The following is a 26509-nucleotide window of genomic DNA, read 5'->3' as shown; positions in this document are numbered from 1 at the left end:
CATGGTTGAATGGAATCAACCAACCATTTGATTGCATCATATATGACCCACTCTAGCCCACAAAACCAGGATCTGCCCGCGCTGATTGAGCGCAAGGTCTATTGGCAGGATGAGCCCACGGGCGACATTTCCGCATGTGTGGCGGGCCAGGTCGAGATGTTCCGCGATCTGCATGAGATGCGCATCTATCTGTCGATGACGTACCCCGATACCGCCTTTGAGCTGGTTGAGGTGACTGAGGACACATGGCAAGACTTCTATGATCAGGGAGTGTTTTTCGATGACTGGTCATAAATCGGTAATGCCGATAAATGGGGTTATCGGCAACAAGACCCTGATCGACTATCTGTCCTTTACCTGGGCACCAGATGAATTGCGCCGGATGACCGACCTTGCCAAGCAAGGTGCGCTGCTCAAGGCTATCCCTCGCTTCGAGACGAACAACAAGACTATCCAGGCTGCATTCTCTGCCAAACCGGTTGAGGGCCTGCGCTATCTGTGGAAACGTCCGGCAGGGTTCAATCCCCTTACCCACTTTGACAAGGTCACCGCCCGACTCTGCGAAAAGGTCGCGGCGATGCCACAACCTATCAAGGCCCCCTCCCCTGTGTGCACGCCGTCCATGACACAGATGATGGAAACGGCGCTTAGCTCCGGTTACACCTCCCGGGCTGACATGCGCAAGGAACTCAAAGCGGTCTGCTCTGCCCTGCTCAACTTCTCCGAGTTTGAGGTGGTGCCCGATGCCAAGTATTGGGAAGCCTACAACGACATGATCGACAGCTACGGCGTTCAGTTCCTGGATGCGCTCTGCTGCGCTGAGTTAGAGCTGTGGCTGCATGAGCTGAATCAGAAGATCGGCGTCCCTATCCCTGCGCCTCGTTTCACCATGCGCGCTCGTCGCTCTGGTCTGCACGGCTATTCCCATTCCGCTGACTTGCTGTGTGATGGCCTCCCCTGCGGTCTGCTCGCCTGGGGTGCGGCCAACCATGGTTGCATGGTCAGTTTCTCTGGGGTGGGTTGTGCGGCCTTGGATTTCCAAGCTCTGCACAATGTTATCTCTCACGTTCCTGGGGTGCGCATCACTCGGGTGGATCTGGCCCTGGATGATTACAGTGGCGAACACATCACTTACCAGGGCGCTATCGCGGGGGCTGAGGCTGGCGAGTTTCATCCGCAGCGTGGCCGAGCGCCGTCCTGGATGAAGATAGAATCCGGTGAGTTCGTCATTGCTGAGATTGCCAAGGGTATCGCCAAGCGGTTTGGCATGGTGCCCAGCAAGGGGTGCAGCTTATATGTGGGTAGCCGCATCAATGGCAAGTGCTGCCGCATATATGAGAAGGGCAAACAGATGCAATCAGCCGAGCACCCGCACTGGGTTCGCGCTGAGGGCGAATTACACAATAAAGACCGTGTTATCCCGCTCGATGTCCTGGTAAACCCAGACCCCTATTTTGCGGGCATGTATCCGCAGTTTGCTAAATGGTTGGCCGTTGTCCAGGAAGGGGATATAACGCCCGTCCGTGTGACCACGTTTAAAAATAAGTTCAAAACGTCCAGGGATAACGCCGTTTTTAATATGTCCAAGATGGCGGGTCGCCTTGTCAATTGGTTAGCAAGTGTTGAGGGGCTATCCCCTGAGAAGATTGTTAACCAATTAACAGCGCATTTAGGGAAAGATGATATTCCTGCGCGGTTATCAATGCCGCTCCCTCCAGATTTGGACGAGCTGCCACTATTTTCGACCTAAATAAGGTTCTTCAACGAGGTAATAACATGTCTATTCTGTCCGGTGTTCTGGTCACTCGCGTGACTCACGGTTATGGCGTTTCCCGTAAATCTGGCTCGCCTGTTCCTTATGACTTTGCCCAGGTCGAATATCTGGCTCCGGCAAATAACGTCAGCAAGCCTGAGTGTAATATCACCTCCTGGGGTTATGAGGTTCGCCAATTGGCCCTGCGCAATGATGCCGCCACCATTAAGGAGCTGTCTGACTGCCCTAAATTGGTTGCCGTGGATCTTGTCCTGGAAGCCGACCCCAGCAATCCGACCCGCAACGTGGTCGTGGCGTACCAAGCCAGCAAGAAGCCCCTTTAACTTCTCCGCGCTCAAGGAGGAGGAGCGAGGGCGCGCAGCGACCGACGACGGGAGCGCGATACCATGCTCTGTTTAGAAATAACCGTTGAGGGATATACCAAACTCGCTCAACCGGATAGCTGTCAATATGTGCTTCTGACGCTCCAGGAACACACCAAATTAACGGATATATCCAATTGGTTTCAGTTTGATATATCCGATGTAAGCCTTGCCTTTGGTTCTGGAATTATTATCTGGGCTTTAGGTTTAAAACTGGGCGCTATTGCCCGTGTCATCGTAGGTGCAAAAAGAGGATAGTTGCATGAATAAGATCAATACCCTGTTCCGTAATGGCTGCATCGTTGTAGCTGGTTCTGTGTCAGCTTCTGCGTTCGCAGAGGGTACGAATGCGGATGCCGCAAAAGCGGCCCTTGAGTCTGCCAAGGCCGATGTGGATGCCACCTCTCCCCTGGTGCTCATGGTTGTCGCCGGGATCGTCGGTGTCGGTGTGCTGATCAGCTTGTTCCGCAAGGTCTAATCCATGTCCCTGCTCATTGGGACGCTCTGGTTTTTATTCTTTGTCGAGGGCTATCGCTCATCGTTTTCGATATGACACAAGGCGGCTCCGGTCGCCTTTTTTAATGGGGGTTCCGGTGCGTCTGGCTCTGCTGTTGCTGCTGTTTCCGCTCTCTGCTCTGGCTTCTTGTCCGACAGGTATCCAGCTCTCTAATTTGCCCATTGGTACGTCGCTGCCAATGTGCATTAAGTTCGAGTCGTCATCCCTTGGCGGCTGCAATGCTGGTTGTCCTGGCGTATGTGTTGAACTGCCTTCATCAGGCACCATGGGCCCTATCCAGACCCTGGGCACCGAATGCACCTATGGTAACGGTGGGGGTGATGATGGGGGTAATGGGAATGGGGATCCATTTCCGATAACTGATTATATTGGTGGGCCGTTGATTTCAGCACCGCCTACCATCGTGGGTCCTAGTACTTCCACGAATCTTGCTCCAGCGTTTGATGCGTTGTCAGGTAATGTTAGGCGTGTCCAGAATGCCATCGAGCAGGGAAGAACTAGATTAGAAAGTGATTTGAGCTTTATTAAGGACGATCTTTCAACGATTGCGTTTAATACTCAGGCTCATCCAAATGGCGACGCTGGGGTTATAAGGCTTCTTCATAGCATTGATGGGCATCTTAGTATGATAAGTCAGAAGACTGTTCTTGACCCCAGTTTCTGGAGTAATCAGCACAACGAGCGTCAGGCTTTATTGTGGGACTATAGAAAAGACACATCATATGCTTATGGAGAATTACAATCTATTCGTGATGCAATAATTAAGAATGGGACTGGTGGTGGTTCTGGTGGTAATTCTGGTAGTGGTGATTTGGGCTCTATACAGGCCATGATGCAGTCCAGTATGTCCACAATAGGGTCTATTAGTGGCAATACCAGTTCAGTAGATAATAACTTGCGTAGAATGTCGGGGGATTTGGGCTCTATCGCGAGCACTGTTAATAGCCTTAATTCAACTAGCTCAAGTCAATTAGGGCAAGTTATTGGTTCTCTTGCTTCTATTAACGGCATGATGAGAGATAGCTTGAATAATGGAGGTGGTTCGGCCGGTGGTGACGGTGGTGGCACTGGTAATAATGAGCCGGGGAGTATCAATTACGACAAGATGCCTGGATCGTTAAATAACCCAATGTTTATGGCAGCTTCGCAATATGAACCTTTTTGTGAAAGCCAGGATTGTTATTTTGATGTCTCTTCTGTCGAGCAGGAATATAAAGGCAAGCAAAAGGAGTTGACTGATAAGTATCAGGAGATTGGCGATGATGTGAAAGAGATATTTGATTATTCTCTCTCTGGCAATGCTGAGGTTCCAAAATGTTTTGAGCTTTACTCGTTCAACAATAAAACCTATTCGGTCTGTCCCGACGCATCCGGCTATTGGGAAACATTGGCGGCCATCTTGCTGTTCTTGTTCTACATGGTGGCGTTGATGATAATATTTAGGAGGTGATATGGAGTGGCTAGGCTATTTCTTCCAGGACTTTTTTTCTGAAATATACTCGATGATGGTTCAGTTTTCTGCCTGGATTGTCATCAAGTTCGCGGTTTCCTGGGTTGAATTTAAAATATTCATGCTGACGTTTTCATGGGATGTTGCTAGGGAAATCCTCATAAATATCCAATTCAGTGAGCTTATATCTAGCTCGTTTAATTCCCTTCCTCCGATGATGAAAGGGATATTGCTTTATATTCATTTTGACAAGGGACTTGCCATTATGACCCAGGCTTTCGTTACCCGCTTTCTGCTTAATATGATGGGGTGGTGATGTATGTCTATCAAGATCCACCACGGCGCACCTGGGTCGTATAAGTCCTCAGGCGCGATCCATACCGATGTGATCCCTGCCATCAAGGAAGGCCGCTACATCATCACCAACGTGCGTGGCTTCACTGCTGAACGCTGCCGAGAGGTGCTAGGTAAGGCCGTGCCTGATGGCTTTGAGGTGCTTTACGTCGAGACGGAATCCCAGACGGGCCGTGATCATTTGGCCCGCTTCTATCACTGGGCACCTAAAGGGGCATTCTTCCTGGTCGATGAGGTGCAACGGGTATTTCCGCCTTCCTGGCGGCAGACCGATTTAGACCGGCTTGATTATCCAGGCGGCACTATTGCGGCTCAAGCTGATGGCAGACCGGAAACAATCGACGTGGCCTTTGATATGCACCGTCATCATAACTGGGACTTTGTATTAACGACCCCGAACATCAAAAAGGTTCACCAGGTAATCCGGGCCGCAGCTGAAACGGCCATTCGTCATACCAATATGGGGCTACTGGGTATTGGTGGCCGTTATAAAACCGTTCTTCACCTTGCTGATAATTCCGGCTCTAGTGCTAATGACGTTCTCCAGGCAAAACCCTTTAATAAGGTGCCCAAACATGTTTTCAAACTTTATGACTCGACTACAACCGGTAAGGTCTCGGATACAATCGCGGGTAGCTCGCTGTTTCGAGATCCTAAAATTCTATTTTTTCTGGCGATTATGGGAGGCTGTTTCTTCTTTGGCTTCATCAAGCCTCGCTATATTGACCCTCCTCGCAATGCCCCTCAAACCGCTTCTCCCGCTGTTTCGGCTTCTGCTGCGGTGGGTGATCAGGCCAATCCTGATGTACGTCCTAGCGGCGTTCCTGTTGCGTCTGGTGGTGGGGTTCTTTCTGTAGGGCCGTTTGCTGGGTATCGGCTGATTATCAACTGCCATGTTCTGACCAAGAGTGATCGAGAGGTCTACAACGTCGAATATTGCTTTGCCCTGCGCAAGGGGGACGACGAACAAGCCATTTATGCCGAGGAGTGGCCGCAATACTTTGTCGATTTGAAGCCTATGACGGCTTGTCATGCCGTTATTCAGTACCAGGGACAACCAGTGGATGTGTATTGCGACCCTGATGGCGATGCACTGCGTAAGCGGGTCAATGCTGCTCTCTTCGCCGGCGGCAAAAATAATGAGGCCCCTAGCGATGACCGGACATAACAATAATGATACCCGGACATAAATTTAGTGACTGCGATATGGTATTTCTTATGTTAAATGGCGATCCCTATTAGGGGTTGTAGGGGGTGATCCCTATTAGGGGTTGTAGGGGGTATTTCGTGTTTATCTTCTTCGTTATTTGCCTCGATATTGCCATCCTGGTAGCCCTTGGGAGCAACCCCAGCTATTCAGCCGAGGCTCGTTGGGCCTGTGTTGCCCTGGTGGCACTGTTCTCGCTGCTTCCCCTACTCTGGCTCTTTGTGGGATATGGCCTCGACCTGGAAGATAAATGGCGGCACCACTGCCGGGCAAAACGTCGCGCTCGCGCTGCTGCCGCGCGCCTCAAGCCCGGTCACTGATGCTTGAATAGCGATCCATATGAGTTATGTTTATGTCTCCGTCCAGGTAGGGATTAGCGAGGTGTAAATGGGACAACCAATAAAATGGTTTACGGTAAAGGTAATTCATACAGACCGTGTACCGTTTGAACTGTTTGGTGAGCTTGAAAAGGACAGTCTTTATGTGTCTGCTGGAGGGCGTTTCTGTGGACCAGGCGCGGCTGCATACATCCAAAATGAAAACCTCGCTGCTGCCTATGTCAAAGCGTTAACCCTTCGTAGAAAAAAGACCGATCCAGATTTTGATGCTCGTGTATGTGGAGTCGAATCGTCTAATGAACGTTTTCGAGACTTCATTGCTAGGGACTCGCAGAAGATAAGTGACAAGCTGGCTCGTTGGGGAATCAAGGCTTGATATTGAGGGGCGCTAGCCCCTATAAGCCGCCCTCTGTTGTCGATTAAGCCTCTGAACGCCTCGCGGCGAAACATGCTCATCTTGCCCTGAGTCTGGGGCCACCCCCTTCCCTGCTAAACCCGTCTTTAATGCCCCAGTCAGAGCGACCAGCCGAAGGCTATGGGGCGCGTGTGGTGACTGCCTGGGCCTCCTGTCGTAGACAAGCCGCTTTCAAGGTCTTCCGCCGTCCTGGTGACAGGCTGCCCAGGGGAGCCGGCTGTGCCCTACCCCCCGTGTAGTAATACGGGGGGAATTGTGCTGTGATAGTCTACCTTTAACAATTTGATAGATAAGTAATTATGATTCTTTATCCTGTTACAGAAGATACGCATAACTTGACGATTCAAGATCAGAAAGAACAGATAGCTGTTCAGAAATTTAGCTTGGCCCCTGTGCTGAGGCCGCAAGTTCTTACACCCCAAAGACCTTCCAGCCCAGCCTGTCCTAAAGAATATCAATTATCTTCTCAAGAAGAGGCGGTTGATGGTTTTCTAACAGTAAGGAAGGAGTTTGGCGAAGAAGTTACGTTCTTGCTTGAATCTATAGAATCTCAGGAAAAGCTCTGCTTCAGCGGTTGCATAGATTCGATCTCTGATAATGTGTACAAGATTAACAGGATTGTCATTAAGTAGTTTTTAAAGGGGGCTTTCGCCCCCTCCCCTGTCTAGCTGATGCCTAGTTTCTTCCGCCAGGAGAAAGCCTCCTTCTGTCTCTCCGACCGCTCTACATGGATCATGCCCAGGGCCTCAATCCTCCTTCTATCGAACCTCACGCCGGTCGGCGAGATCAGGCAGTCATTCGCCATCCGCCAGCCTTGCCATTCCTTGAAAATCGTGGGCAACTCCCGCCCCGAGGCCATCCGCATTAGCCGTTTATAGACAGGCGGGATCTCTCTACCTTTATCCCAATATGTGACCTGTCTCACAGAAACGAAACATAGATTTGCCGTCTCCTCTTTCGATAAACCGCATTCAAACCAACGAAAAATGAAGTTTTTGGTCAACTCTCGTTCCATCCAAGTAAATACCTGATAAACCAGCAAAATTGCGTGGGCTGGCTTATCGGCAGGTTTCAGATGGGCATTTAACAATACGCGACATTATGCGCAGTCATGCTTGTGGGTAGAACAAGGGGCCAGAGGCCCGTGGTAGCATTGACTATCTCATAATCAGGAGTTTCCATGGATTACACATTGATTTCAGGCATCGTTGGCGGCTTGGGTATCGGAACGTTAATCAACACAGTTTACAGCGACTGGAGAACCCGATCAGCCAAGCGAACAGATCGGCAGTATGAAGAAAAAAGAAATGCATATCTGGGACTCTTGGATGCACTCCACAACGCAGCCGTTGAACCATCTGACGCCGCCTCAAAGGCATTTGCTTTGTGGCAGACTCGCTGCAATCTCTTTGGATCCAAAGAAGTTTCCCTGTATGCACAAAAAATTGTTGATACCAATGATGGGCCACGGGCAGAGAGAAATTCAGCCTTCAACGGCCTACTGGATGCCATGAAAGCTGATTTAATGAAATGAGAATCAAGGGGCCTTAGCCCCTTGGTTCTGTAATGCCGATAACTGGATTTATCGGCATCAAAATCAGCGTTTTTGTATTTTTCTCAACAAGTTAGCATTCAGCTCTATCGAGTGAAACAACCTATCTGCACCAAGGTAAACGCACGTCACACGTTCCAGATCATCTGAAACAAAATGAACAGTAAGCGTTCTATCATTCATAAATGACGGTATCGCCTATCGAAAAATGAGGCATAAAATCTCCAAAAGTAAGAGCGACCTGCTCCATACGGATATTGGGGCTATTGGTTGTAAACCAAGCCCTTAGTGACAGCTTTTTCAACAAGTTAGAGATAACACCCCTGCCCCGTGGTTGTATCGGGCATGTGAGGATTGAATTCCCCCCGTATTACTACCCGGGGGGTTAAGACCTGTGCGGCGCTGTGGCGTTCCCTCCCCCAGTGCTAGGAAAGCCTTAAAGCCTGTTTTGCAGAGCAAGGGATGGGCACAGAGAGGACATAGGCACTCAAAAGAGGGTTTCGGCCTGCCCACCGACCCCATATTGAGAAAAGAGAGCAGGACGATGGGCGGCTGTCCTTCTCCTCCAACGTGAATACCCTCGTCTATCGATTGATCGCGCGATAGATGCTTGCCCTCCCCCGATCCATGGCTTGTATCAAACAAAGCCTCTTGCTCAATCAATACGATTAATCTGTTATCTCTCACTGCCTATTGCTTCCCCTCATTGATCACCTTGCAGGCGATCGAGCTGTTTGGCGGCTGCGCTCTCATGGCGTTCACTGTTGGCCGTGTGCAGATACTTGGAGGTGGTATCTATGCTGTCATGGCCGGCATCAGCCTGCACATGGGATAAAGGGCGGCCATTGAGATTGATGTCGTGGGTGATGCCGGTGTGGCGGATGGAGTGCGCCGTCAACACGCGCATTTCGGCGCTATCTTGGGGAAAGCCATCGACCTCGGCCAAGCTGGCCGCCTTGCCTATCAGGGTGTCGATCAGATCGCGTAGCTGGCGAATGCCAAGGTTGGCATTGAGCTCGCCTTGCTCGCGGCCATGGGCGGCGGCCTTGTGACGCACAAAGAGCGGCGTCTGTTCATCGGGTGTGGGCAGTGGGCTCAGGCCCCGAAAACGTCGATAGCGGGTGAGTGCCTCTAGCAAAGCCTGGGAGACGGCCACGGTGCGTCGCTTGCCACCCTTGCTGCGGGGAATGAAATAGCCCCAGACCCCTGTCTTGGCATCCCGGCGAAACTGACTCATGACCGGGGTAAAGCCGGGTCGGGCCGCAACTTCAGAGATCCGCAGGTAGCAGGCATACATCAGGCAGGTCAAAAACCGGGTCCGCTCGTGTTGCTCCGGCTGCTCCCGGGCCAATGTGTCGGCGGCCTGCATCACATAGGACCATTGCAGCTCGCTAAACGCCTGCCCCTGCTCGTGAGGATCGCAGGCGACAGGACGCTTGACCCGTTGCAGCAGCAGGGCCGGATTTCTCTCCATGTACTCCTCCTGGATGAGGAACTGAAAGAAGGCCGACAGGATGGCGAGCTTGGTCTTCATGGCCTGCTCGCTCAGGCGATAGGGCAGCTCGCGGCCCAGCTCACGTTTGCCGAGAAAGGGGCGCCAGTGAGGATTGGGCAACCGTTCCCCCCACTCCTTGTCGCTGACGAACTGGGCCACGTTGCGATAGGCGATAAGATGCTGGGGCGGCGCCTGACAGTAGTCGAGATAGCGCATCATGATGCGGCGGGTCAGATCTTTCGGGCTGATGGCCAGCTCGCTAAAGCACCAGTGCAGGAAGGTGGTGAGCTCGCTGCGATAGGTCTTGTAGTTGTTTTCACTGTGACGCTGCTCGAGCAACCAGTCGACGGCAAGCTCGTAGACGAGTCCCGCATCGGGTACTTGATTGAGACTTAGCTGAGCCAGATGGAGATTGACCTGGGCATTGCCTGACTCCAGATAGGCGAGTCCGTCGAACAGCGGCATGGCGGGTGGGAGTGGGATCTGTATCTGCATGGTGTTTGCCTGAATGAAGCGGGAATGCAACTCCTGCTGGGTAGAGGTCTCTCAAAAAGAGGTCTGCTGTCGATATGCAGAAAAGTGATTATTAATGCGCTTTGGTTAGAAATTTCTCGGGGTAAATAGATTTAAAGATGACTTAATATGCAAATAACTGCATTTACCCCTATGTTGGAACAGCCTGCTGCCCAGCAAATGGCATGATGGCCCTGAATGGCGAGTGGCCTGGTTTGGGCGATGGCGGGGCTCACCACGCTAGCCGAGTGATCGCTGTCCGCAGTGGCGTTATGGCTTGAAAGCGGACTTGGGGAGTGTGCATCGGTTTGCAATGGCTGGGTGTGATATGACTGCGTAAACAACAGGGACCTAAACAAAATGGTCGTGCAACTGCTCGCTAATTCGAGCGGTAGCGGGGAACAAGATGAATGCCCCCCTGCCCCTGTCAGGCGACGCTCTTGAGCGGCTTTTCCTTGGTCTTCTCTTCTTTGGTCACCACTGGCTGGGCCTTGCCACCGCGCAAGATGTTTTGCAGCAGGTCCCGTTGCTCGGCCAGGTAAAAAGCCAGACACTCTTGCTGGCTGGCATCGAGTTCAATCGGTGCGCCCGCCAGCAGCGACATCAGCTCGTCGGCGGTGTCCAACAGCTTGTCATAGGCATCGGCCTCCTTCTTGCTGGCAAAGGTCATCTTCTCTACTCCCCCACGTATGACAACGTATTTGATCTCAACGGCCATGATCTTCTCCTCATCGATGATAGGGAAAGTATATGTATGAACATACAGTGGTGCAACTCTGCTTTCAAAAATCCCATTCATTGAGTTGAAGGAGCCATCATTCTATCCCGAAAGCATCTCTCCCAAGCTTGTCTGGCCGAGATGAAGCCTGTCCGGGCAATCCTCAAGATGCTGCCGTTGATTTACACAGGCAAAAAAATGCCCACCGTGAGGCGGGCAGTTCATCATGGGAGGGAGATGGTTTAGATCACCAGCAGATCCATAAACTCGTTGACCGGCATGGAAGACAGCGCCTGCTTATCCTGGCCGAGTCGATAGAGGGCTTCGACTCGTTTGGCCGGGAAACGAGTCCCCAGGTTGGCCCTGTATTTGGCGAGCAACAGGGGGATCCCCTCCTCCCGACGGCGCTGGTGGCCGACCGGATAGGCGACTTCGACCTTGGCGCTGTGGCTGCCATCTTTGTAGAAGATCTGGATGGCGTTGGCGATGGATCGCTTGTCCGCCTCCAGATATTCACGGCTGTAAGTCTGGTCTTCCTGCACTTGCATCTTGGCGCGCAGGGCATCGATACGGGGATCGGCCGCCACGTCATCTTCATAATCTTCGGCCACCAGCCGTCCAAAAATAAGTGGTACCGCCACCATGTATTGCAGGCAGTGATCCCGGTCTGCCGGGTTGTTCAGAGCTCCCACCTTGCTGATGATGCGTATGGCCGACTCATGGGTGCTGAGTTCTATCCTGTCTATCTCATCGAGGCGATTTTTTACCTCGTCGTGCAGCTTGAGCGCGCACTCCACGGCCGTCTGGGCGTGAAACTCGGCCGGGTAGCTTATCTTGAACAGCACATTCTCCATCACATAGCTGGCGAAAGGTTGGTTCACGGCGAAGCGGTTGCCTTTGAACAGCACATCATAGAAGCCCCAGTTGGGCGCGCTCAGCACCCCGGGATAGCCCATTTCCCCCTTCATGGTGATGAGTGCCAGGCGCACGGCGCGAGAGGTCGCATCCCCGGCCGCCCAGCTCTTGCGCGAGCCGGCATTGGGGGCATGGCGGTAGGTGCGCAGGCTCTGGCCATCGACCCAGGCTTGAGAGAGGGCATCGATCACCTGATCCCGGCTGCCCCCCAACATGTGTGTCACCACGGCGGTGCTCGCCACCTTGACCAGCACCACATGGTCCAGGCCGACCCGGTTGAAGGAGTTCTCGAGCGCCAGTACTCCCTGGATCTCGTGGGCCTTGACCATGGCGACCAGCACCTCGTGCATGGTGAGCGGCGCCTTGCCCTCGGCGATGCGGGTGCGGGAGAGCCAGTCTGCGGTGGCGAGGATCCCGCCCAGATTGTCTGAGGGGTGTCCCCACTCTGCGGCCAGCCAGGTGTCGTTGTAGTCGAGCCAGCGAATCAGGGTGCCGATATCAAAAGCCGCCTTGACCGGATCCAGGCAGAGTTGGGTGCCGGGTACCCGGGCGCCGTGGGGCACATGGGTGCCTGCGACTATGGGGCCAAGATGCTTGGTGCATTCGGGGAAGCGCAGTGCCAGCAGGCCACAGCCCAGGGTATCGAGCAGGCAGTAGCGGGCGGTATCCAGCGCGAGCTGGCTGCTGATGGGCTGCTGACAGACGTAATCGGCAATCTCGACCAGGATGGGATCCGGTTCGGGTCTGTGGTTGAGGTCGACGTTGGCAGACATCTTGATTTCCTTATCGTTGTTGTGAACGAGCCGGCAACATGGCGCAAAGCAGAGGCCGGCTGAATAGCGGTGCCTCCGTGGTCTATGTTGACAGCCACAGCGCGCTTATCGCTGCTGGATTGAGACAAAGTGCCGAGGGGCCGGACCAATGTAGTCGGCACTCGGGCGTATGATGCGATTGTGCTCACGCTGCTCCATGATGTGGGCACACCAACCGCTGACCCGGGAGCAGACGAAGATGGGAGTGAACAGCTTGGTCGGGATCCCCAGGTCGTGATAGGCGCTGGCGTGGAAGAAATCGGCGTTGGCAAAGAGTGCCTTCTCATCCCACATGATCCGCTCCACTTCACAGGAGACGCGATAGAGCCGGTCGTCCCCCGCCTCCTCGGCCAGCTTGGCCGCCCACTCCTTGATGATGACGTTGCGAGGATCCGAGGTGCGATAGACGGCGTGGCCAAAGCCCATGATCTTCTCCTTGGCGGCCAGTTTGGCCAGCAGCGCTTGACGGGCCTGCGCCTCGTCTTGCCAGGGGTCAATCATGGCCATGGCGGCCTCGTTGGCGCCCCCGTGCAGCGGACCGCGCAAGGTGCCGATGGCGGCGGTGACACAGGAGAACATGTCAGACAGGGTCGAGGCACAGACCCTGGCGGCGAAAGTCGAGGCATTGAACTCATGCTCGGCGTAGAGAATGAGGGAGACATGCATGACCCGGCGTGCCAGCTCGCTTGGCGTCTCTTGATGCAACAGGGCGAGGAAATGCCCGCCCAGGCAAGCCTCTTTGGTCTCTGTGTCGATGCGCAGCCCCTCGTGGCTGAACTTGTACCAATAGAGCAATATTCCCGGAAAGGCGGCCAGCAGCCGATCGGCAACGTGGTGCTCGTGCTCGAAGCCATCTTCTGGCTCGAGATCGCCTAGCATGGAACAGCCGGTGCGCAGCACATCCATGGGGTGAGCATCGGCGGGTATCAGCTCCAGCACCTCAAGCAGGGCGTGCGGCAAGGTGCGCATGGCACGCAGCTGTGCCTTGTAGGCCTCGAGTTCGGCGCTATTGGGCAGTGAGCCTTTGAGCAGCAGATGGGCCACCTCCTCGAACTCGGCCCCCCTGGCCAGCGCCTGAATGTCATAACCGCGGTAGGTGAGCCCGGTGCCACTCTTGCCGACGGTGCAGATGCTGGTTTCCCCCGCGCTCTGACCCCGCAGGCCAGCGCCGCCCAGGGGTTTGTTCTCCCCGCGATCTTTTGCTACTTGTCCCATGACAGGCCTCCTAATCCTTGGATGTGAACAGACGATCCAGGGTCTGCTCGTAATGGTGGTAACCGAGGAAGTCATAGAGCGCCTCCCTCGTCTGCATTGTGTCAATGACGGCGCGCTGGTGACCGTCCGTGCGCAGCTGCTGATAAACATTGAGCGCCGCCTGATTGGCCGCGCGACTGGCGCTAAGCGGATAGAGCACCATGGCGACCCCATGGTCAGCCAGCGCCTGCTTGTCAAACAGTTCGGTTTTACCAAACTCGGTCATGTTGGCGAGAATGGGAACGCCTGCCGCCTTGGCGAACAGGTCGTATTGGCCTAAGTCCGTGACCGCTTCGGCGAAGATCATGTCGGCGCCAGCAGCCACATAGGCAGCCACCCGCTCCAGGGCTTGTCCTATTCCCTCGACGGCCAGGGCATCGGTACGGGCCATGATGACGAAGTCATCATCCAGCCTTGCATCAACGGCAGCCTTGATCCTGTCCACCATCTCACTCTGGCTTACCACCGCCTTGTTGGGTCGGTGGCCACAGCGTTTCTGGGCAACCTGATCCTCCATGTGGACGGCCGCGACCCCGGCTCGCTCGAAGGCGCGCACGGTGCGGGCTATGTTGAACGCACCGCCCCAGCCGGTATCTATGTCTACCAGCAGCGGTACTTGCGTGGCAGCCGTGATGCGCTCGGCATCGATCAACACATCATTCATCGAGGTCATGCCAAGATCCGGCAGGCCGTAGGAGGCATTGGCCACCCCGGCGCCTGACAGGTAGATGGCACGAAAACCACTGCGTTCTGCCATGAGCGCCATATAGGCATTGATGGTCCCCACTATCTGCAGGGGGGCTTCCTGAATGAGGGCGTCGCGAAAGCGGCGACCGGCCGAAGGGATGGGGCTGGACATCATGACTCCTTTCATTTGTCGGGTCAGACTATCTAATCATTACCTTTACGTTAACGTCAATTATACTTTCGTGGCACTGTTGTGACAGGCAAGACAGAACCTCGGTTTTAGGGTAAATTTCACCAACTCCTTCAACAGGTTAAAACGTATGTCGGATCCCAATAACCTGATCGTCTGTCCGGCCTGTGACTTGCTGATCGAACGTAAGTTATTGCCTCTGCGTCGTCACGCCCACTGTCCCCGTTGTCATCAGCATCTATATGGCCGCTATGCGTTCCGTCCTTCCCAGTTGATGGCGCTCACCATCACCGGCTTGCTGCTGCTGCCCTCGGCATTTTTCGAACCCCTGCTCTACTTGCGACTGGCTGGTGAAAGCTCACAGGCGACCCTGTTGCGCGGTATCCACATGCTCTGGCAAGCCAATGAATACCTGGTCGCACTCCTGGTATTCTGGTGCGCAGTCTTGGCGCCGACGGGACTGCTGGTTGGCATCTTTGCCCTCGCCTCTGGCCTGGCGACCCGGCTTGGCCTCATCTCCCCCATCCTCAAGGCGGTGGAGGTGTTTCGCCACTGGGCGATGTTGGAGGTCTATCTGGTCAGCCTGCTGGTTGCGCTGTTCAAGCTTATCGACATCGCGGATATCCGGTTGGGCGGGGGCTTGCTGAGCCTGTTTATCCTGATGCTGCTTAACATGACGCTGCTGATCTTGTTCAATCCCGCCCCTTATTGGGAAAAAGTGGCACTGGATCAGCCCCGCACTGAGGTCAAGCATGACGCGCAGCCTTGAACCCGGGAGCGAACTGATGCCAAGCACTGCGCTGCCAAAGGAGGCGAGATGACCAGCGCCCGTGAACTTGGCATGTGCCGCTGCCACCACTGTGGGCTCTTGGTGCGTTTCGAGGCGGGCCATATCTGCCCCCGCTGTCACAGTACCTTGCATGTACGCACCCCGAATTCCCTGCTCTGGTCATGGGGGTTACTGGCGCTGGCGACCTTCATGCTGTTGCCGGCCAACCTCCTGCCCATTACCCACTTCTACAACAAAGGGTTGTTGCAATCGGATACCATTTTTAGCGGTATCATGGCCCTCTATCGCAGTAAGATGTCAGGCATTGCCACCATAGTGCTGACCGCCAGTATCGTCGTGCCCATCATGAAGATCCTGGGATTAGGCTGGATCTGCTGGCAACTGCAACGCAAGAAGCCGGTGCGCCGCCGTCGTCAGTTGGTGATGTATCGCATCATAGATTTCATTGGTCGCTGGTCCATGTTGGACCTGTTTGTCATCTCGCTCATGGTTGCCCTGGTTGACCGCGGCGTGCTGCTCAATGTGCGGGCAGGCCCGGGGGCTACCGCCTTTGCCTGTGTCGTCTTGCTCACCATGTTGTCGGCCCGCATGCTGGATACCCGGTTGTTGTGGGACAAGGCGGCACGCTAAATGGGTCACTTTTTCGTTGTCTGGTCGCCCGCGCGGCCCATAAGGAGTCGGTATGATCGGGGCTGAACCCGTCATCAAGAAACATCGCTGGCTATCGCCGGTCTGGTTGCTGCCCTGCATCGCGCTCTTGCTGGCGGTGGGGTTTCTCTATCAGCAGTATCAGAGCACCGGCCAGCTGGTTCGCATCAACTTTGAGCAGGGCAACGGTATCTTGCCGGGCAAGACTCAGCTGCGTTACCAAGGGGTGGCCATCGGCGTGGTGCAAGAGCTGGCCCTGGCCGAGGATGGCCGCAAGATAACGGTGCTTGCCAAAATCGACAGCCGGGCACGGGAACTGATGCGCAAAGGCACCGGCTTCTGGCTGGTGAGCCCCAAGGCGTCGCTGACCGAGATCTCGGGACTCGATACCCTGGTATCGGGCAACTACATCAATGTCATGCCGGGCAAGGAGAGCAATCCTCCCGATGACGAGTTCGATGCCCTCGACGGCCCTCCCCCGGGCTATCAGGCTCAGGGGCGGACCCTGCATCTGAGCGCCGACTCGCTCGGCTCGGTCGGTATTGGGGCCAAACTCTATTTCCGCGGTCTGGAAGTGGGCAGCGTCATCAATACCCGCCTCGATGAGGGAGACAAGCAGGTTGTCCTGGATGTGGTCATAGAGCCGCGCTTCGAGCACCTGATCAAGGCCGACACCCGTTTCTGGAACATCAGCGGCATCAAGGGCAATTTCAGCCTGGCTGGCGTCAGTGTCGAGACGGGCAGTCTCTCCTCCATCCTGAGTGGTGGCATCGCCTTTGACTCTCCCCCGGACTCCCCCCAGGCCGAGCGCGGTCAGACATTCAGTCTCTACAAGGGATTGGCCGAGGCGGCCCGGGGCGAGCGCATTAGTTTGAAGGTGGGCGATCTGCCGGTCAAAGAGGGGATGCCCATCCTCTATGAAGGCATTGAAATAGGCCGAGTCGATCCCATTCGCCTGACCGACCATGGGCGGGAGGTCAGCGCCCTGATAAGCCCAGAGCAGGCGTTTCGCATCACTCAGTCAAGCCGGCTGATATGGGAGAGTGTCAACTTGTCGCTGGCCGGGCTTAAACATGGCGATCGCCTGCTGGCTGGACCGGCCATCCGTCTCGATTATGTGCCTGGCGTCAGAGCCAAAACCTTGCTATTGAGCGCCGAAAAGGCAGCAACCGGCCAGGCACTGACGCTCAACACCGAGGATCTGTCCGGTTTGAGCGAAGGGGCTCCCGTCTGGTACAAGGGGCTGACGGTGGGCAGCATTCGCACCCTTTCCCTGGATGCCAGCGGTAATGCCCAGATCAAGCTGACTATTGAAGATCAATACAAGGGACTGCTCAATCGTGCCCGTTTCTATCGCGCCGCCCCTTTGCAGATCCAGGCCGATCTCAGCGGCATCAAGGTGGAAACCAGCCCGGCTGCCAGCTGGCTCGCGGGCGGTATCAAGCTGGTACAGGCCCGTCAGGGGCCGCGTATCGACCTGCTCTATCCCGATGAACAACTGGCACTGCTTGGTTCGCCCAAGGCCAAGCCCAAGACCTGGTGGCTGACGGCAAGCCAGGCCGACGGCATCTCGCTTGGCACACCAGTGCTCTATCTCGGGCTGCAAGCGGGCAAGGTGAGCCAGCTCAGGGTAGGTCAGGGCGAGGTGCGGATCGGCCTTGAGATAGATGCCATCTATGCCCCCCTCATCGGCAATCAGACCCAGTTCTGGAAGAAGGCGGCCATCGATACTCATATCGGTCTGGACGGGGTACGCATCAAGGCGGGCAATTTGGCTACCCTGCTGCGTGGCGGCATCGAGTTTGCCAACTCCCCCACCAGTCATGGCAATGGCAAACTGTTTGAAGACAGGGAGCAGGCCCAGGCGCTGGTGCGTCCCCTTGCCCTTATCGCAGATCGCAATCCCGGGCTCGGGGCTGGCTCCGTTATCCGTTATCGCGGGGTCAACATCGGCAAGATTGCCTCGGTCAAACTGGACCCAGCCCTGGGAAAGGTGATCTTCCAGGCTCAGCTCGAGGCGCAATATGCCGAGCGTTTCCTGCAATCCGGGGCCAGCTTTACCCTGGTGCAGGCCAAGTTGGGCTTTGGTGGCGTGGCTAATCTCGATACTCTGGTGAAGGGATCCTTTATCGAGGCGGCGCCGGGCCAGGGGGCGAGCAAGCATAGCTTCCCCTTGAGCGAGTCACTGCAATCCGGTCTGATACTGACCCTCAAGAGCCCCGCCCTCAACGGCTTGGCGGTCGGCAGCCCGCTGCTGTTTCGCAAGATGGTGGTCGGCAGCGTAAGCCAAGTCGCCTTGGCTCCCGATGGTGGCGAGGTCAGGGTCAAGGTGCAGGTCGAACAGGAGTATGCCTATCTGGTGCGGGAGAACAGCCGTTTCTGGAATGTGTCCGGGGTCAAGGCAGACATAGGGCTGACCGGCGGCACTATACAGGTCGAGACCCTGCAGAGCCTGGTGGCGGGCGGTATTGCCTTCACGACCCCCGAACAGAACGTTGGGGCTCGCGTGCGCAGCGGCCAGAGCTTCCCTCTCTATGAAAAGGCCGATGAAGAGTGGCTCGGTTGGAGTCCTCGCCTCGTACCCTGATCTGGTATCAAGCGTCAAGCCCGGCCCCGTGCCGGGCTTTTTATTGGCGGTCTGCGGGTAGCTCTGATCGCCGAGGTGATGGCATCGCCGTCATGGCGCTGCCGTTCGGTTGCAGCCACGACTTGTGCTATGATGTCGCCCCTGTTTTTGGGCCAGCGAGATGCCAAGTGCACGACAATACCCTACTTCCTGACGCGTTTTTGACTCATATTGCCGCCATCATGCCCGAACATCTCTCTATGGATGAGTTCGTGGCGAGCTGCCGCCGACCACTGCGGCGCAGCATTCGGGTCAATACCCTCAAGATCACGGTAGATGCCTTCCTTACCCGCATGCAAGGCCGTGGCTGGCAGCTGGATCCCGTGCCCTGGTGCGAGACAGGCTTCTGGCTGACCCGCCCCGATGAAGACCAGGTGCCCCTGGGCAACACGGCCGAACACTTGCTCGGACTCTTCTACATTCAGGAGGCGAGCTCCATGTTGCCGGTAACGGCACTCTTTGCGGCGGCCGGTGTGAAGGAGGCGGAGTTGCTGCTCGACGCAGCGGCGGCCCCCGGCTCCAAGAGCACCCAGATATCGGCGCTGATGGAGAACCGGGGCATGTTGGTGGCCAATGAGTTTTCCAGCAGCCGGGTCAAGGTGCTGGCCGCCAATGTTCAGCGCTGCGGGGTGAGCAACATAGGGCTTAGCCACTTCGATGCCAAGGTTTTCGGTCAATGGTTGCCGGAGACCTTCGACGCCATCTTGCTCGATGCTCCCTGCTCGGGTGAAGGGACTGTGCGCAAGGACGATCAGGCGTTTCGCAACTGGAGTCTGGCCAGCATCAACGAGATAGCCGAGGTACAGCGGACTCTGCTCGAGAGCGCCTTCCATGCCCTCAAACCAGGTGGTGTCATCGTCTACTCCACCTGCACCCTTAGCCATGAAGAGAACCAGAATATCTGTCGGTTCATGAGTGAGCGCTTTGGCAATGCCCTGAGTTTTGAATCGCTGGCGGATCTTTTTCCTGGTGCAGAGCAAGCCACCACTGCCGAGGGCTATCTACATGTCTGGCCACAAATATATGATAGTGAAGGATTTTTCGTTGCAAGATTGCGCAAGCATCACTCGGTTGCCAATCCCATGTTCAAGCCAGGCCGCCTGGGCAAGTTCCCGTTCACACCCATGGACAGTCGGGATGCGGAGGTGTTGATCGCCGAACTGGACCGCGATTATGGTCTTGTCCCGCAAGGGAGTCTGTTCGTTCGCGATGACGAGATATGGCTGTTCCCCCTGCCCTTCGCCCCCCGGCTGATGAACAAGATCAGACTGGATCGCATTGGTCTCAAGCTGGCACAGACTCATAAGAAGGGATACAGGCTGACTCACGAATGGGCCCTGGCCCAGGGACATCTGGCCAGCAAGGGCTGGGTCGAACTCGACAGTGAACAGGCGCGGGAGTTTATGATGGGCCGGGATCTGCATCCACAAGGCGAGAGTGGCCAGGGTGAGGTGATCCTGAGGTATCAGGGCTATGCCCTCGGCTTGGGCAAGTGGGTCGGTAGCCGCATCAAGAATGCCCTGCCCCGGGACTTGGTTCGTGATGCTAACCTGTTTGAGTCTTAAAAACCCACACACTGGTTGAAAATTTTTCCAGATCTTGCAAAGCCATCGCCCTTGGCTACGCTTTATTTTATCTGTGACCAGTTAGCGCACGGCTCTGCAAAGAGCCAATTCCCCTATGCCAGGTACAAGGAATTCGTACCTGGCTCTTTTTATTCCGCTCCCCGTATTTTTCCCAAGCTCTCTTCACGCTGATTCGGTTTCACTTTCGATCAGAGGGAGAGCTATCATCCCAACCGACTTTGGGGCGGACTCATGCTGATAGAGCAGATCGATCGCCTGCTCTATCAGTGAGGCTTGGTTGTCTTCGAGGAGTACACCGAGTTCGGCCAAGCGATGAGCATGACGCTGACTGATCCAGCATTGCAACCGGCTATGGGTCTCTTGCTTTCGTTTCACATGTTGGCGCTGACGCTGGGCATTATCCATGGGCGCTACATGCTGCTCCTGGCGATTCATCGGTGTGATCATCGGTAGGTTGAAACTCCAAAAAAAGAAATGTTATCTCTCACTGTTTGACTAGTACCAGTCATCGTCTTGAACTGGCGCCAGTTGATGAGGTGTAGTCAACTGGGGATCATCCATGTCTCTGCATGGGGTTTAAATAGTAACGGCTATAGGCATCAGAAAAAAGTATGTTGGGGAAATGAGAGATGTGGCTTGGAGCTCCCCGCCAGACTTGGACTCCAGTCGCTTGCAGCTACAACATATTTAACATAATAAAATCCCTGACGCAGTATGGCATCTGCGATCAGAGCAGCCCTTGCAGGGCATGGTCTGAAAACTTGTTGGCATCATCGAAGTACTCTTGCAGGGTACGCATGTCCTTGTGCCTGGTTACCTCGATGATCTTGTTCATGGGTTTGCCTGCCGTGACCGCAGACGTGATGAAGCCCCGTCTCAGACTGTGGCCACTGACATAGAGATCATCGATGGCCATACCGGTGCGGCGCTTGATCATCAGATTGATACCTTGTGGTCCAAGCGATTCCTGAGTGAGTTGCCCCCAGCGCGTCATGCGCCTAAAGAGCGGCCCTTGCTGGATGCCACTCATCACCAACCAGTGGCGCAAGGCACCGACGGGGCAATGATGCTGGCCCGGGATCAGGGCAATCTCCGTTTCATGGAGCTGATGTTTGCTGGGTTTGAGCCGTAGCCTCACCCCTTGGCCGATGAAATCGAGATCTTCCACATCGATCCTGGCCGCTTCCGAGCGGCGCAGAGCCCCACTGAACATCAACAGCAACAGGGTGTGATCCCGCAAGCCGGCCAGGGTATCTGTATCGATGGCATCGAGTACTTGCACCAGGGGTTGCAAGGTCAAGGCCCCCGTCTTGCGTTTGCGGGTATCACCGAGACGAACTATGCCGCGCATCATCTCCTTGATTTCAGTGTGCTCGGTCGGCATGGGATCAATCCCCTTCTGGCGAAAGGCGTAGCGTATGCCAGCCAATCGGCGTACCAAAGTAGCCGGTTTTCTGGGTTCGCCATTGCGCAACTCTCCCCTGCCCCGTTTTTGATCGAGCCAGACCCAGTGCGCCAATATGCCATCGGCCTGATCGGCCAGGAAATTCATGATGTCCAGATGGGTTGTCGTCAGGGGATCCAAACCTTGCAGCTGGCACCAGTGTACGAAGATCCGGGTGTCAGCCTGATAGGCATTGAGGGTGGTCTCTGCCTTGGCGCTACGCAGGAAGCGCCTGGCCCGGCTGTTGAGCCGAGAGTCGAAGACGGTTTGCAGCCCTTGTGACTGGATGGCGGGAACTAAAGGGGAAGTCACTGTTAACCGTATGATTTTATATGGAGTTTCAGGGATCTTACAGGATCCGTCAGCATCATCAAGTATCGATAATGAATATTATCGATACTTATAGCAGCTTGGAAAATGATGCAAATCCCGAGTCACCTCGAAAGCACTCCTTATCTTCCCATCAAGGTTTTCAATAGTTAAGAGTTAAGTAATAGGAGCTTGGGTTGAAGAGATTCAGGATAATGATGGCAAGGCACTGCAACAACCAGTGAGAGATAACGACTGCCTCGTTTGAGTTGAACGAGGTGATTGTCCCTGCTGATTTAAAGCTAGAGCCCCAGGTTATGGGGCTCATTTGTCTCAGGGTTTGGCCAAGGGAAACAGCGTGAAAAAGTTGCGACTGGTTGCCTCAGCAAGCGTCGCCAGGGAGATCTGGCGCAGGTCGGCAATGAACTGCGCGACCTCGACCACGAAGGCGGGTTCATTCTCTCTCCCCCTGTATGGTACGGGAGCCAGATAGGGGGCGTCGGTTTCAACCAGCAACCGCTCGAGAGGCAATGCCTTGACCACCTCTTGCAGGGCGGTCGCACTCTTGAAGGTCACTATGCCGGAGATGGAAATGTAAAAGCCCATGGCCATGGCGGCCTTAGCCATGTCGAGGGATTCGGTAAAGCAGTGCAGCACGCCGCCCACCTGTTCGGCGCCCTCTTCGGCCATGATGCGCAGTGTATCTTCCTGGGCATCCCGGGTATGGATGATCAGCGGTTTATTAAGGGCTAGCGCTACCCGGATATGCTCCCGGAAGGAGGCCTGCTGTACCTCTTTGTTCTCAGGACTGTAAAAGTAATCCAAACCGGTCTCGCCGATAGCGACCACCCGGGGATCCCTGGCCTGCTCAAGCAGCAAGGGGGCATCGACACCAGGATCCTGATTGAGGGGATGCACGCCGCAAGAGGCAAATACCTGGGAATGGGGAGCAATCGCCAGCAACATGTCCGGAAACTGCTGTTGGGTCACGCTCACACATAAAAAATATCCCACCTGGCGCGCCGCCGCCTTGGCCAGCACATCGGCCAAGTCTGTCTGCTTGCTGCCATAGCTCAACCGATCGAGGTGGCAATGGGAATCTACGAGTAACATCAGTACTTTCCTCTGTTCACAGCCAGTGGCTGAGCCAGTTCATCAAATGAATGGTTGGGTTGGAGAGCTGGCCAGGCTGGCAGGCAGCCTTGAGGCTAACCAGTCGCTGCTCGGCATCGAGCAGTTGTTCGCAGGAGTGTCGCTCGGCCAGCTCGTGGCTGAAAGCAGCCAGATCCGGCATCGCCAATTGTTGATGGCCACAGCCCCCCTGGGTCTTGAGCGCATCACAAAGCAAAAGCTGCAGCCAGTGCAACCTGACGTGGGTATCTTGGCTCAGCTGGGTGCAGAGCCCGCTTATTCTGGTCGGTGTCTGTGCCAGTTGCACGAAACCGCCGAGCAACTCATGACGTGCCTTATCCTGATCCTGCTCCAGGTAATTGAGTACCCGCAACGGGGCGCCCTGGCAGATCCGCACTTGGGCCAAGGTCCCCTGATGGCCTTGCTCGGCCAGCCAACTGAGGGTATCGGCTTCCGAGGGGATGTGGCAGACATGCTTGTGGCAACGGCTGCGAATGGTCGGCAACAGGCGGGAGATCTGCGAGGCAATCAACAGCAGCAAACTGTCGCCGGCTGGCTCTTCAAGGGTTTTTAGCAAGGCGTTGGCCGCCGCTTCCGTCATCCGTTCGGCATCGGGAATGATCACCACCTTGCCATGGCCGAGCTGGGCCGAGCGTTGCAAGCGCGCGGTCAACTCCCGTATCACATCCACTCCAATGGTCTTGGTATCGGTTGGCAACACGCCCAAATCCGGGTGATTGCCCTTGTCAATCAGCTGGCAGGCATGGCAATGGCCACAGGGCTCGCCTCTCTGGGGCTGATGACACAAATGCAGGCGTGCCAGACGCTCGGCCAGCTGCTCCTTGCCAAGACCCGCTTCTCCTTGCAGCAACCAGGCGTGGCCGAGTCGCCCGGCCTGGGCACTCTGGCTCAGGGCCTGCCAATCGGGGATCAGCCAGGGATACATAAGTGGCTATCCAGGGCCGCACCAATGGCGACCTTCACCTTGTCCGGGCTCTGGCTTGCATCAATCACCAGTATGCTGGGATCTTCTGCAGCCAGCTCGAGATAACGAGTCCGGGTTCGTTCAAAGAAACCGATCTGCTCAAGCTCGATGCGATCCAGCTCGCCGCGATGGCGGGCCCGCTGCAGCCCCAAGGCCGGGTCAATGTCGAGGTAAAGGGTAAGATCGGGTTTGAAGTCCCCAAGCACGGCCTGCTTGATGGCTTTGATGAGGGAGGCCGCTATGCCGCGCCCTCCCCCTTGATATGCCTGGGATGAGAGATCGTGTCTGTCTCCCACCACCCAGATCCCTGCGGCCAGGGCCGGTTTGATGCGAGTCTCGACCAGTTGCACCCGTGAGGCATACATGAGCAGCAGCTCGGCTTCTATGGTGAGTCGCTCGTCATGGACTTCCTTGACGATGGCCCGCATCCGCTCGGCCAGCGGCGTGCCGCCAGGTTCCCGGGTACATTCGATATGCCCTACTCCGTGGGTCTTGAGGTAGTCGGTCACATATTGGACGGCGGAGCTTTTACCCGCCCCTTCCAGACCTTCGATCACGATAAATTTGGACATCAGGATTTCTTCAAAATGTATTGGCGAACCGCTCGGTTGTGCTCTTCGAGGGTCTTGGAGAAATAGTGGGCACCGCCCCCCTTGGCAACAAAATAGAGAAAGTCGCTCGTCTTGGGATTGAGGGCCGCCTCGATGGAGGCCTTGCCCGGCATGGCGATGGGAGTCGGTGGCAGACCGTCGATGACATAGGTGTTGTAGGGATTTATGTCGGTGAGATCGCTGCGGCGAATGTTGCCATCATAGCGATCCTTGACCCCGTAAATCACGGTCGGATCCGTCTGCAATTTCATGCCTAGACGCAGCCGGTTGACAAAGACGCCGGCTATCTCGGCCCGCTCCTCCGGTACCCCGGTCTCTTTTTCGATGATGGAAGCCATGATCAAGGCCTCGTAAGGCGTCTTGTAAGGCAAGTCCGGCTGGCGCTTCTCCCAGGCAGCTTGCAAGACAGCTTCCATGTCCTGGTGCGCGCGGCGCAGCACCGAGAGATCGCTGGCATGAACCGTATAGGCATAGGTTTCCGGCAGGAACCACCCCTCCAGCTTGCCATTCTCGATGCCGAGTTCATGGGCAAGCTCGGTTTCATCCTGCTCCAGGGTAACCCGCTCCAGATAAAGAGCGCTGGCGAGTTGCTTCTGCCAATCCTGAAAGCGGGATCCTTCGACGAAAGTCAGGCTTAAGTGAAACTCCTTGCCCGAGGCGAAGAGGGAGAGGGTCTCCTTGAGGGACTCCCCTTCCTTGATCTCATAAGTACCGGACTTGATGGCAACCAGCTCAGGGTGACCACGCAGCCAGAGCCGCAATGCCCAGGGAGTGACCTCCCCCTCGGCCAGCTCGGTGATGAGACCGGCAGCATGGGAACCTTTCTCGACGGTATACAGCCGGGTTGGCCCCTTGTTAGTCAGGGTCTCCACCTGCTGCCATTTGTAATAGACATAACCGCCAGCACATGCGGCGGTCAACGCTGCTCCTGCGATCAGGGTGTAAAGCCGCTTAAACTTCAATTAGCAAACGCTCCTGTAAACGGCGCACCAACAGCTGTGCGCTGTACTCTTTGTGTTCAATTTGGGTGATGGGTACCACGCCCATCAGGGTGTTGGTCAGCCAGACCTCTTCTGCCTGCCAGAGGGATTCCAGTGGTGCTTCGACGATGCGCAGCTCAATGCCCATCTTGCGCAGGGTCGCCATCACCTGGCGACGCATGATGCCATCGACACCCCCATGGCTGAGATCGGGCGTGAACACCGTCATGTCACGGCGCCAGAACAGATTTGCACTGACCCCCTCAACCAGAAATCCCCGGCAATTCAATACTATTCCTTCGACCGCGCCTTGCTGGGCAAGTTCGCCCTTGAGCAAAACTTGTTCCAGACGGTTAAGGGTCTTGAGCCCTGCCAACATGGGGCTGTCACCGATCCGCTGCTGGCAGACGCCGATGGCGATACCTTGCTGTTGCCAGCCAACATAGTGGCCAGGATAGGGGGACAGCGAGATAATTCGGTTGGTCTGATGACAGGCTGTGCCATCGTAGCCCCGCCCACCTACACCCCGAGTCAGCACTATCTTGGCGACCCCAAGGGCTTGATCGGCAATCAGGATGTCGAGTTCTGCCGCAACATGGCGCCAATCCGGGGCAGCGATGGCTAGCCGCTCACAACCTTGCTGCAACCGGGCCAGGTGTTGCGGCCAAGCCAGCGCCTTGCCCTCTCGCACCAGCAGGGTGGTGAAATGACCATCGCCGTAGGCCAGCCCCCGATCCAGGGCGGATATAGCACTCTCTGACACTCCATTGATGAGCAAGCGGGATCCCTCCGATAAAAAAGGCCCGATACGAGATCGTATCGGGCCTATTGAACATTGCCCTGGCG

The 26509-nt window shown here is 55.7% G+C and carries 29 protein-coding genes; 16 read left to right on the top strand and 13 right to left on the bottom strand.

The genetic code is table 11. The annotated features are described in order from the left end of the window. The first annotated feature begins 42 nt into the window (after nt 1–42). From ACSMDR_RS01090 to ACSMDR_RS01040, 11 genes are all read left to right on the top strand, one after another. On the top strand, nt 43–294 hold the full coding sequence (locus ACSMDR_RS01090) for a hypothetical protein (protein ID WP_436466729.1): 252 nt from the start codon (nt 43–45) through the stop codon (nt 292–294). Continuing rightward, nucleotides 281–1750: a replication initiation factor domain-containing protein gene (locus ACSMDR_RS01085; RefSeq protein ID WP_436466728.1), complete on the top strand. Its 1470-nt coding sequence runs from the start codon at nt 281–283 to the stop codon at nt 1748–1750. The genes ACSMDR_RS01090 and ACSMDR_RS01085 overlap by 14 nt, the downstream gene beginning before the upstream one ends. Before the next feature lie 26 nt (nt 1751–1776). Beyond that, a complete protein-coding gene (locus ACSMDR_RS01080) occupies nt 1777–2097 on the top strand; it encodes a CTX-RstB family phage integration protein (RefSeq protein WP_259236152.1) in 321 nt (106 codons plus the stop codon). A gap of 63 nt (nt 2098–2160) precedes the next feature. Further along, nucleotides 2161–2394 (top strand): hypothetical protein, encoded by a 234-nt coding sequence (locus tag ACSMDR_RS01075; RefSeq protein ID WP_259236151.1) that lies wholly within the window; start codon nt 2161–2163, stop codon nt 2392–2394. Nucleotides 2395–2398: 4 nt separating this feature from the next. Continuing rightward, complete coding sequence (locus tag ACSMDR_RS01070; RefSeq protein WP_310504052.1) at nt 2399–2614, top strand: major coat protein; 216 nt, start codon at nt 2399–2401, stop codon at nt 2612–2614. Nucleotides 2615–2729: 115 nt separating this feature from the next. Beyond that, nucleotides 2730–4103, top strand: coding sequence for a hypothetical protein (locus ACSMDR_RS01065; RefSeq protein WP_436466727.1), 1374 nt, complete (start codon nt 2730–2732; stop codon nt 4101–4103). A 1-nt stretch (nt 4104) separates the two neighbouring features. Next, entirely contained in the window at nt 4105–4419 is a 315-nt protein-coding gene (locus ACSMDR_RS01060) for a DUF2523 family protein (RefSeq protein WP_436466726.1), read from the top strand. 3 nt (nt 4420–4422) lie between these two features. After that, nucleotides 4423–5625 (top strand): zonular occludens toxin family protein, encoded by a 1203-nt coding sequence (locus ACSMDR_RS01055; protein WP_259236148.1) that lies wholly within the window; start codon nt 4423–4425, stop codon nt 5623–5625. A gap of 119 nt (nt 5626–5744) precedes the next feature. Beyond that, a complete protein-coding gene (locus ACSMDR_RS01050) occupies nt 5745–5984 on the top strand; it encodes a hypothetical protein (RefSeq protein ID WP_436466725.1) in 240 nt (79 codons plus the stop codon). Nucleotides 5985–6051: 67 nt separating this feature from the next. Then, on the top strand, nt 6052–6378 hold the full coding sequence (locus tag ACSMDR_RS01045; RefSeq protein ID WP_436466724.1) for a hypothetical protein: 327 nt from the start codon (nt 6052–6054) through the stop codon (nt 6376–6378). A 338-nt stretch (nt 6379–6716) separates the two neighbouring features. Continuing rightward, entirely contained in the window at nt 6717–7049 is a 333-nt protein-coding gene (locus ACSMDR_RS01040; protein WP_436466723.1) for a hypothetical protein, read from the top strand. Nucleotides 7050–7081: 32 nt separating this feature from the next. Here the strand turns inward: ACSMDR_RS01040 and ACSMDR_RS01035 are convergent, their stop codons facing one another. Next, nucleotides 7082–7276 (bottom strand): DUF3653 domain-containing protein, encoded by a 195-nt coding sequence (locus ACSMDR_RS01035; protein WP_436468167.1) that lies wholly within the window; start codon nt 7274–7276, stop codon nt 7082–7084. A 321-nt stretch (nt 7277–7597) separates the two neighbouring features. On the opposite strand from ACSMDR_RS01035, the gene ACSMDR_RS01030 reads away from it, so the two are divergent. After that, nucleotides 7598–7951 (top strand): hypothetical protein, encoded by a 354-nt coding sequence (locus tag ACSMDR_RS01030; RefSeq protein WP_436466722.1) that lies wholly within the window; start codon nt 7598–7600, stop codon nt 7949–7951. Between the two features lie 721 nt (nt 7952–8672). Here ACSMDR_RS01030 and ACSMDR_RS01025 read toward each other — a convergent pair. The 5 genes from ACSMDR_RS01025 to prpB all read right to left on the bottom strand — a co-directional run bounded on the left by ACSMDR_RS01025 (nt 8673) and on the right by prpB (nt 14535). Next, on the bottom strand, nt 8673–9929 hold the full coding sequence (locus ACSMDR_RS01025; RefSeq protein WP_436468166.1) for a tyrosine-type recombinase/integrase: 1257 nt from the start codon (nt 9927–9929) through the stop codon (nt 8673–8675). Nucleotides 9930–10404: 475 nt separating this feature from the next. Then, on the bottom strand, nt 10405–10695 hold the full coding sequence (locus tag ACSMDR_RS01020) for a YebG family protein (protein WP_005905088.1): 291 nt from the start codon (nt 10693–10695) through the stop codon (nt 10405–10407). Between the two features lie 242 nt (nt 10696–10937). Then, nucleotides 10938–12383 (bottom strand): bifunctional 2-methylcitrate dehydratase/aconitate hydratase, encoded by a 1446-nt coding sequence (locus ACSMDR_RS01015; protein ID WP_436466721.1) that lies wholly within the window; start codon nt 12381–12383, stop codon nt 10938–10940. Nucleotides 12384–12488: 105 nt separating this feature from the next. Further along, nucleotides 12489–13637 carry a bifunctional 2-methylcitrate synthase/citrate synthase gene (gene prpC, locus ACSMDR_RS01010; protein WP_436466720.1) on the bottom strand — a complete coding sequence of 383 codons (1149 nt, stop codon included), beginning with the start codon at nt 13635–13637 and terminating at the stop codon, nt 12489–12491. A 10-nt stretch (nt 13638–13647) separates the two neighbouring features. After that, nucleotides 13648–14535 (bottom strand): methylisocitrate lyase, encoded by an 888-nt coding sequence (gene prpB, locus ACSMDR_RS01005; RefSeq protein ID WP_436466719.1) that lies wholly within the window; start codon nt 14533–14535, stop codon nt 13648–13650. Between the two features lie 148 nt (nt 14536–14683). Here prpB and ACSMDR_RS01000 point away from each other — a divergent pair, with 148 nt between their 5' ends. From ACSMDR_RS01000 to rsmF, 4 genes are all read left to right on the top strand, one after another. Continuing rightward, complete coding sequence (locus ACSMDR_RS01000) at nt 14684–15322, top strand: paraquat-inducible protein A (RefSeq protein WP_005907333.1); 639 nt, start codon at nt 14684–14686, stop codon at nt 15320–15322. A 48-nt stretch (nt 15323–15370) separates the two neighbouring features. Next, on the top strand, nt 15371–15973 hold the full coding sequence (locus tag ACSMDR_RS00995) for a paraquat-inducible protein A (RefSeq protein ID WP_436466718.1): 603 nt from the start codon (nt 15371–15373) through the stop codon (nt 15971–15973). A 52-nt stretch (nt 15974–16025) separates the two neighbouring features. Beyond that, nucleotides 16026–18578, top strand: coding sequence for a PqiB family protein (locus ACSMDR_RS00990; protein WP_436466717.1), 2553 nt, complete (start codon nt 16026–16028; stop codon nt 18576–18578). A 167-nt stretch (nt 18579–18745) separates the two neighbouring features. Then, the gene (gene rsmF / locus ACSMDR_RS00985; protein ID WP_436466716.1) at nt 18746–20182 is read left to right on the top strand and encodes a 16S rRNA (cytosine(1407)-C(5))-methyltransferase RsmF; all 1437 of its coding nucleotides are present in this window, start codon (nt 18746–18748) and stop codon (nt 20180–20182) included. Nucleotides 20183–20365: 183 nt separating this feature from the next. Here the strand turns inward: rsmF and ACSMDR_RS00980 are convergent, their stop codons facing one another. From ACSMDR_RS00980 to pabC, 7 genes are all read right to left on the bottom strand, one after another. Beyond that, nucleotides 20366–20638: a RepB family protein gene (locus ACSMDR_RS00980; RefSeq protein WP_436468165.1), complete on the bottom strand. Its 273-nt coding sequence runs from the start codon at nt 20636–20638 to the stop codon at nt 20366–20368. Between the two features lie 292 nt (nt 20639–20930). Beyond that, the gene (locus ACSMDR_RS00975) at nt 20931–21872 is read right to left on the bottom strand and encodes a tyrosine-type recombinase/integrase (protein WP_436468164.1); all 942 of its coding nucleotides are present in this window, start codon (nt 21870–21872) and stop codon (nt 20931–20933) included. A 417-nt stretch (nt 21873–22289) separates the two neighbouring features. Further along, nucleotides 22290–23069 carry a TatD family hydrolase gene (locus tag ACSMDR_RS00970; RefSeq protein WP_436466715.1) on the bottom strand — a complete coding sequence of 260 codons (780 nt, stop codon included), beginning with the start codon at nt 23067–23069 and terminating at the stop codon, nt 22290–22292. 16 nt (nt 23070–23085) lie between these two features. After that, the gene (gene holB, locus ACSMDR_RS00965; protein ID WP_436466714.1) at nt 23086–24033 is read right to left on the bottom strand and encodes a DNA polymerase III subunit delta'; all 948 of its coding nucleotides are present in this window, start codon (nt 24031–24033) and stop codon (nt 23086–23088) included. Next, nucleotides 24018–24644, bottom strand: coding sequence for a dTMP kinase (gene tmk / locus ACSMDR_RS00960; protein WP_436466713.1), 627 nt, complete (start codon nt 24642–24644; stop codon nt 24018–24020). Before tmk ends, holB begins: the two co-directional genes overlap by 16 nt. Further along, the gene (mltG, locus tag ACSMDR_RS00955; RefSeq protein ID WP_436466712.1) at nt 24644–25645 is read right to left on the bottom strand and encodes an endolytic transglycosylase MltG; all 1002 of its coding nucleotides are present in this window, start codon (nt 25643–25645) and stop codon (nt 24644–24646) included. The genes tmk and mltG overlap by 1 nt, the downstream gene beginning before the upstream one ends. Then, nucleotides 25635–26441 carry an aminodeoxychorismate lyase gene (gene pabC, locus ACSMDR_RS00950; protein WP_436466710.1) on the bottom strand — a complete coding sequence of 269 codons (807 nt, stop codon included), beginning with the start codon at nt 26439–26441 and terminating at the stop codon, nt 25635–25637. The genes mltG and pabC overlap by 11 nt, the downstream gene beginning before the upstream one ends. Nucleotides 26442–26509 lie beyond the last annotated feature (68 nt).

The sequence above is a fragment of the Aeromonas molluscorum genome (assembly GCF_051376105.1).
Taxonomy (GTDB): domain Bacteria; phylum Pseudomonadota; class Gammaproteobacteria; order Enterobacterales; family Aeromonadaceae; genus Aeromonas; species Aeromonas molluscorum.
The sequence above is the reverse complement of the archived record's forward strand: the minus strand, read 5'-3'. Positions and strand labels throughout refer to the sequence as shown.